Origin of the sequence: Rossellomorea oryzaecorticis (assembly GCF_038405515.1) — a bacterium.
In the GTDB taxonomy this organism is placed as follows: Bacteria; Bacillota; Bacilli; order Bacillales; family Bacillaceae_B; genus Rossellomorea; species Rossellomorea oryzaecorticis_A.
The window spans coordinates 1-322 of the sequence record NZ_JBBYAF010000120.1; the positions used below are offsets into that span (position 1 = coordinate 1).

The 322-nt window shown below is 43.5% G+C and carries 1 rRNA gene; it reads right to left on the reverse strand.

Annotation, left to right across the window (positions count from 1 at the left end):
• Positions 1–95 (reverse strand): 23S ribosomal RNA (locus AAEO50_RS21360); the annotation flags it as partial.
• Positions 96–322: the final 227 nt, after the last annotated feature.

Genomic DNA, 322 nt, shown 5'->3' on the forward strand with positions numbered 1-322 from the left:
TCACTTACAGCTCCCCGAAGCATATCGGTGTTAGTCCCGTCCTTCGTCGGCTCCTAGTGCCAAGGCATCCACCGTGCGCCCTTCATAACTTAACCTAAATTTTGCTTTATCAGCTTCGAATCTCTTCGTCAGCTCAGTCGTTCACATCCTCACGCACGACTAAGTGCGCTCCGGTGTTCTCTCCTTCGCTTCCTCGACCTTCTCGCTGCTAAATCAAAATTTGATTCACTTACTTACTAAAGTTAGGATTAATCCTAAAATGGCGATACTCGGTAATTTCTTGACTATCAATTTATCTTTATCTAGTTTTCAAAGAACAAAT